The organism is Streptomyces aurantiacus (assembly GCF_001418335.1).
Classification (GTDB): Bacteria; Actinomycetota; Actinomycetes; order Streptomycetales; family Streptomycetaceae; genus Streptomyces; species Streptomyces aurantiacus.
In genome coordinates, this window is the sequence record NZ_LIPP01000359.1 from 1 (window position 1) to 6,210 (window position 6,210).

The 6,210-nt window shown below is 70.1% G+C and carries 6 protein-coding genes; 2 read left to right on the top strand and 4 right to left on the bottom strand.

The features are described 5' to 3' along the window. Nucleotides 1-272 precede the first annotated feature (272 nt). Complete coding sequence (gene nadA, locus AOK01_RS35015; RefSeq protein WP_055518859.1) at nt 273-1,457, bottom strand: quinolinate synthase NadA; 1,185 nt, start codon at nt 1,455-1,457, stop codon at nt 273-275. Nucleotides 1,458-1,782: 325 nt separating this feature from the next. On the opposite strand from nadA, the gene AOK01_RS35020 reads away from it, so the two are divergent. Beyond that, a complete protein-coding gene (locus AOK01_RS35020) occupies nt 1,783-2,139 on the top strand; it encodes a HesB/IscA family protein (protein ID WP_055518853.1) in 357 nt (118 codons plus the stop codon). Nucleotides 2,140-2,219: 80 nt separating this feature from the next. Here AOK01_RS35020 and AOK01_RS35025 read toward each other — a convergent pair whose 3' ends face one another. Together AOK01_RS35025 and AOK01_RS35030 are read right to left on the bottom strand one after the other, a co-directional pair. Then, entirely contained in the window at nt 2,220-3,785 is a 1,566-nt protein-coding gene (locus AOK01_RS35025) for a hypothetical protein (RefSeq protein WP_055518854.1), read from the bottom strand. A 168-nt stretch (nt 3,786-3,953) separates the two neighbouring features. Further along, nucleotides 3,954-4,193, bottom strand: coding sequence for a hypothetical protein (locus AOK01_RS35030; protein ID WP_055518856.1), 240 nt, complete (start codon nt 4,191-4,193; stop codon nt 3,954-3,956). Nucleotides 4,194-4,353: 160 nt separating this feature from the next. Here AOK01_RS35030 and AOK01_RS35035 point away from each other — a divergent pair, with 160 nt between their 5' ends. Beyond that, nucleotides 4,354-5,328 (top strand): carbohydrate kinase family protein, encoded by a 975-nt coding sequence (locus AOK01_RS35035; protein ID WP_055518857.1) that lies wholly within the window; start codon nt 4,354-4,356, stop codon nt 5,326-5,328. A gap of 203 nt (nt 5,329-5,531) precedes the next feature. On the opposite strand, the gene AOK01_RS35040 is transcribed toward AOK01_RS35035, so the two are convergent. Then, nucleotides 5,532-6,210, bottom strand: a 679-nt coding sequence (locus AOK01_RS35040) for a cysteine desulfurase/sulfurtransferase TusA family protein (protein ID WP_157871619.1), incomplete at its 5' end; no start/stop codon positions are given.

Here is a 6,210-nt window from a genome sequence, read left to right on the forward strand (position 1 = left end):
CCCCCCTCGCCGTCCTCCCCGACGAGGACGATCCGCGCGCCCTTCTGCCCGAGGTACGCGATCTGCCCCTCGGCGCCGCCGTGGGCATCGGCGAAGGAGGAAATCTGCTTGGCGAGCTTCGCCACTCGGCGCTCGACCTGCTTGTCTGCCATACCAAGATGCTACCGACGGGTAAACAGAAGGCCGACGCCGGGCCCCGTCAGGGGCGCGGGGAACTGCGCGACCAGCCACGACGGACCCGCGGGCGAGTAGACAGCCAGCATGCGCATGCCCTACGGCAGCGCCAGCATCCGCTCCAGCGCCAGCTTCGCGAACTGCTCCGTCTCCCGGTCCACCTCGATGCGGTTCACCAGGTTGCCCTCGGCCAGTGACTCCAGCGTCCAGACCAGATGGGGCAGGTCGATGCGGTTCATGGTCGAGCAGAAGCAGACCGTCTTGTCGAGGAAGACGACCTCCTTGCCCTCGGGCGCGAACCGGTTCGCCAGGCGCCGGACAAGGTTCAGCTCCGTACCGATCGCCCACTTCGAGCCGGCCGGAGCCGCCTCCAGCGCCTTGATGATGTACTCCGTCGAGCCGACGTAGTCCGCGGCGGACACCACCTCGTGCTTGCACTCGGGGTGGACGAGCACGTTCACACCGGGGATACGGGCGCGTACGTCCTCCACCGACTCCACCGAGAAGCGGCCGTGCACCGAGCAGTGCCCCCGCCACAGGATCATCTTCGCGTTCCGCAGCTGCTCGGTGGTCAGCCCGCCGTTCGGCTTGTGCGGGTTGTAGAGGACGCAGTCGTCGAGCGACATTCCCATGTCGCGCACGGCGGTGTTGCGGCCCAGGTGCTGGTCGGGGAGGAACAGGACCTTCTCGCCCTGCTCGAACGCCCACTCCAGCGCGGTCTTGGCATTGGACGACGTGCAGATCGTGCCGCCGTGCTTGCCCGTGAATGCCTTGATGTCCGCGGACGAGTTCATGTACGAGACGGGCACGACCTGCTCGGCTATGCCGGCCTCGGTCAGGACGTCCCAGCACTCGGCCACCTGCTCGGCGGTGGCCATGTCGGCCATCGAGCACCCGGCGGCCAGGTCGGGCAGGACCACCTTCTGGTCGTCGGAGGTCAGGATGTCCGCGGACTCGGCCATGAAGTGCACACCGCAGAAGACGATGTACTCGGCCTCGGGGCGCGCCGCGGCGTCCCTGGCCAGCTTGAAGGAGTCGCCGGTGACATCCGCGAACTGGATGACCTCGTCGCGCTGGTAGTGGTGGCCGAGCACGAAGACCTTGTCCCCGAGCTTCTCCTTGGCCGCGCGGGCGCGCTCCACCAGGTTCGGGTCCGACGGCGAGGGCAGGTCACCGGGACACTCGACGCCGCGCTCGCTCCGCGGGTCGGCCTCGCGGCCGAGCAGCAGCAGGGCGAGGGGCGTCGGCTGTACGTCGAGTTCCTGGGTCTGGGCGGTGGTCACGAACACACACCCTTTCTGTTCTGCGGCTCGCTGGGATCGACCGGCTGAACGATCCAGCAGGACACGCCTTTTCGTCGAAATGACGTTATCTATCATAACTGCTTCATGTCACTTTGACGATGTCCATAACGTCTATGTGACGTGAATCCCGTACAGGCCGCCGGAGCCCGGTGAGCGGGGTTGTCCACAGGCTGTTTTCCGCTTCCCGCCGGGTGTGCGAGCATGAAGAGAGAGCCGAAGACACACGCTCGGCCCGGAATGAATCCGCGGCCCCGCTGGTTGCAACGTCGGCAAGCAGTCTCCGTACAACCCGGGAGAGAAGCAGATGTCCGTATCGGACGAGACCACCACCGTGAGCGACGGCATCCTCCTGTCGGACGCCGCCGCGGCCAAGGTCAAGGGCCTGCTGGAGCAGGAGGGCCGTGACGACCTGGCGCTGCGCGTCGCCGTTCAGCCCGGCGGCTGCTCCGGCCTGCGCTACCAGCTCTTCTTCGACGAGCGTTCCCTCGACGGCGATGTCCTCAAGGAGTTCGGTAGCGTGAAGGTCGTCACCGACCGCATGAGCGCTCCGTACCTGGGCGGCGCCTCCATCGACTTCGTGGACACCATCGAGAAGCAGGGCTTCACGATCGACAACCCGAACGCGACGGGCTCCTGCGCCTGCGGCGACTCCTTCAGCTAGGACTCCCCGAGTGACGTAGAAAGGCGGCGCCCCCTCCGGTGGGGGCGCCGCCTTTCGCGTATCCGGCCGTCATACGGCCGTCATCCTGCCGGGTTCGGCAGATCCTTCTCCAGGGGTACGGCCTTGCCGTCCTGGCCGACCACCTCGCGGTTCCCGAGCGGCTTGTCGAGAGTGATCTTCTCGTGGAAGACCTTGGCGATCATGATGCAGACCTTGTCCTTCCACGACTTGGCGGTCACCCGGACCGTGACCTTGCCATCGGTGCCGTTGGTGCCGCCGGTCTCGTCCGCGGCGGCCGAGTAGTCGCTGCACACGCCGCCCGTGAAGCGCACGGTCAGCGTCCTGCCGTCCGCGCTGTACCCCTCGATCCGTACGTTCCTGGTCGTGGGCGCCGCGCTCGGTCCGTCACTCGGCCCGTCACCCGGTTCGACCGTCCGTGGCGCGGTCAGGTACTTGGGGTCGACCGCGGGGTGGGTGACGGTGAAGCCGTCGTCGGTCCCCGCGGGCCGCACCTCGAAGAGCCAGGACGGCACCAGCGCCTGCCGGCCGTCCACGGCGTGCGTGGCGAGGCCGAACACCGCGTCCTCGACGACGACCGGATCGGACTTCGGTGCCGCGCTCGACGTCGAGGTCCCGCAGGGCGTCTCGTTCCTGTCCTTCAGCGGTACGGGGCTCGCGCAGCCGCCGATGCCCACGCGCCCGCCGCCCGCCGCGGACCCGTTCAGCAGAGCGAGCGCCTTCCGCGCGCTCACCACGGGGTACGTGTCGCCCTTCGCCGGCGCCTTCAACTGGCCGCTGCCGCCCACGACCTCGCCGTCCGGGCCGATCTGGACGCCGGTCGTCCAGCCGTAGGTCGGCAGGCCGTCGATCTCCGGCTCCGCGTTCACCACGCGCACGGCGCCCATCAGCTGGCCGGCGTCGAGCTTCGCGTCGTCCTGGCCGACCGCCTTGAGGACCGGGGACGCGGCCTTCTTCGCGGCGTCCGCGCCGACCGGGTCCACCTCGGCACCCCTGGCGCTCTCACTGCCGCTGCTGCTCCGGTTCGCGCATGTGGTGGTGCCCTTGCAGTTGTCGGTGCCGGGTGCGAAGCGGCTGAAGGTCCAGGTGCCGGGGGCCTCCTTACTCACCCGCAGACCGGGTCCGAAACCGTCCTTCGTGGCTCCGACCTGCCAGGCGTCGCCCGCCGCCTTCGGTGTGCCCTCGACCCCCAGAGCCTTCGCGAGCTTCGCCACCTCGGCCGCGGTGACCGTGCCCTTCGCCCGGTAGACGGCCGCGGAGGAGGGGCCGTCGGGCAGCTCGCCCTCGGCGCGGTAGGTCACGCCGTTCGGATCGGGCTCGCCGGGCGCGATGCCGCCCGTGCCGCCGGTACCTGCGGTGCCGGTCGTGCCGCCCTGCGGGTAGCCGTCGAGGGCGAGCGGCGGCGGAGTTCCGTCGCCGCCTGGCGTGCCGGAGCTGTCCTTGCCTGCGCCGCCCCCGTTGCCGCCGGTCGCGGTGGCGGCGAAGTACGCTCCGCCGCCGCCCACGAGGAGCACCGCCGCCGCCACCGAAGCGACGGCCACCGGGGAACGCCGTCGGCGCGGGCGGTTCTCGGCGTCGGCGGCGTCGTCGGCGCCGGTCGCGTCGTTGTCGGGTCGCTCGGTGTCCACCGCATTGCTCCTTCTGCCACGCCGTCGTCCCACGGGACGCACCCCTCTACGGGGGACGGCGATGGGACGCGGCGGGGGAGCGTGCGGTTCCCTTCACCGGGCGCGGGTTCGAAACGCGCGCGGGCTCGAAACGCGCGGGCGGTCACCGCGCCGCGCGCCCCCGGGAGATCAGTTGCCGTAGTCGGACATGGCGTCCAGCAGACGGGCGGAGGCCGACGGCACGATCACGCCGTGGATGAGTGCCGGGGACACCGGGCGGGCAGTGATCCGGGCGGGAGCCTCCCAGTGCGGGACCATGCGCGCGCAGTCGCCCCGCAGCTCCGCGAGGCCGGCGTCGAGCCCTTCGACGCCTCGGTAGCGCGCTTCGAAGCCGAGCGGAGTGTCGCCGTGGATCTGGAGGTTCGTCATAACGGAACCGTATGCATCGGAAGTCGGCGGAAAAAGCCCTACTATCGGGTAGTTTTGCCTGCTTCGAAGTCGAGGCTCCAGCGGGACCCCACCATCGGCCTGACGCCGACCCGGTAGCGTGAACTGTCAATCCCCCTCCTCGCAGGAGTGTGTCCTAGCCGTGCGTATCGCTGTCTCGGGCTCCATCGCCACCGATCACCTCATGACCTTCCCCGGCCGCTTCGCCGACCAGCTGGTCGCGGATCAGCTGCACACGGTCTCCCTCTCCTTCCTGGTCGACAACCTCGACGTACGCCGGGGCGGAGTGGGCGCGAACATCGCCTTCGGCATGGGCCAGCTCGGCTCCTCGCCGATCCTGGTCGGGGCCGCGGGCTCCGACTTCGACGAGTACCGGGCCTGGCTGGACCGGCACGGCGTCGACACCGAGTCCGTCCGGATCTCCGAGGTACTGCACACCGCGCGCTTCGTCTGCACCACGGACGCCGATCACAACCAGATCGGCTCCTTCTACACCGGTGCCATGAGCGAGGCCCGCCTCATCGAACTCAAGAAGGTCGCCGACCGGGTGGGCGGACTCGACCTCGTCCTGATCGGCGCGGACGACCCCGAGGGGATGCTCCGGCACACCGAGGAGTGCCGGACGCGCTCGATCCCCTTCGCGGCGGACTTCTCCCAGCAGATCGCCCGGATGAACGGCGACGAGATCCGGCTGCTCCTCGACGGGGCGACGTACCTCTTCTCGAACGAGTACGAGAAGGGGCTCATCGAGTCCAAGACCGGCTGGAGCGACGCCGAGATCCTCTCCAAGGTCGGCCACCGTGTGACGACCCTCGGGGCGCGCGGCGTGCGCATCGAGAGCGTCGGTGCGGACCCGGTCGAGGTCGGTGTCCCGGAGGAGACGGCGAAGGTCGACCCGACGGGGGTCGGCGACGCCTTCCGGGCGGGCTTCCTGTCGGGGCTGGCCTGGGGGGTCTCGCACGAGCGGGCGGCGCAGGTCGGATGCATGCTCGCCACGCTGGTCATCGAGACCAAGGGCACGCAGGAGTACCAGTTGCGTCGGTCGCACTTCCTGGACCGGTTCACGAAGGCGTACGGGCATGACGCCGCGACCGAAGTTCAGGGGCGTCTGGCTTAGGGCCGCTGCCCCGGGTTCCGAGTGGCTCGGGTGCTTTGTTCGTCCGCGGGCGCGTGGGGGCCGGCCGCGCAGTTCCCCGCGCCCCTAGGTACCTAGGGGCGCGGGGAACTGCGCGCGCAACCAACGACACGCCCGCAGTCGCCAACGAGCCGGATCACCCGAGCTCAGGCGCGCGCGCCGGGCAGCGCCGGGCAAGCGCCGCGCTAGCGGAGCACGCGGCGGACCACGTACGCCGTACCCCGGTCCGCCGGTTCCTCCCCCACGTACTCCTGCCCCCGCATCTCGCACCACGCCGGGATGTCCAGGCGCGCCGCCTCGTCGTCCGAGAGGACGCGGACCGTGCCGCCGAGGGGGACGTCGGTGATCACCTTCGCGAGCTCGATCACGGGGATCGGGCAGCGCTTGCCGAGGGCATCCACCAGGATGGAGTCGCGCCCGGCGGTCACGGCGGAAGCGGTGGCCGACGGAGCGCCCAGCTTCTCGCGGACCGCCGCGACCGTGCCGGGCAGAACCGCCAGGAAACGGTCCACGTCCTCCGCAGGCGTGCCCACGGGGAGCGACACCCGGACATTGCCCTCGCTCAGCACACCCATGGCCTTCAGTACATGGCTGGGCGTCAGCGTGCTGCTAGTGCAGGACGATCCGGACGAGACGGAGAACCCCGCGCGGTCCAGCTCGTGCAGCAGAGTCTCTCCGTCGACATAGAGACAGGAGAAGGTGAGCAGATGGGGGAGCCGGTCGACCGGGTCGCCCACCACCTCCACGTCCGGGACCAGTTCGGGCACCCGCGCGCGGATGCGGTCTGTCAGTTCCCTCAGCCGGGCCGACTCCGCGGCGGCCTCGGCCCGTACGGCACGCAGGGAGGCCGCCGCGGAGTCGGCC